Source organism: Bacillus sp. SIMBA_008, assembly GCF_046535495.1.
In the GTDB taxonomy this organism is placed as follows: domain Bacteria; phylum Bacillota; class Bacilli; order Bacillales; family Bacillaceae; genus Bacillus; species Bacillus subtilis.
This window is the reverse complement of the sequence record NZ_JAWRWL010001300.1, coordinates 1-235: the sequence shown is the minus strand read 5'-3', so window position 1 is coordinate 235 and position 235 is coordinate 1. Positions and strand designations below refer to the sequence as shown.

Genomic DNA, 235 nt, shown 5'->3' with positions numbered 1-235 from the left:
AATTGACATGTCCTCCAGCGCCTTTTGCTCTTCCGCACTTGGTTCGACTGGCGGTTCCATGGGGAACACGAGGGGGAGGTTCACATGCGCGGCGATAAGCCCGCTCGGTTTGCGCTGCGCCAGACGATGCGTAATCAGCGAACCCCAATCTCCGCCCTGGGCGACCCAACGGGTATAACCAAGCCGTTGCATCAATAAGCCCCAGGCGTCAGCAGTGCGCTCGGCATTCCAGCCG

1 protein-coding gene is annotated in these 235 nt (G+C 60.9%); it reads right to left on the bottom strand.

What is annotated here, in order from left to right:
* The coding region (locus SB658_RS27635; protein WP_410603773.1) for an alpha/beta hydrolase at positions 1-235 on the bottom strand (235 nt) is incomplete at both ends.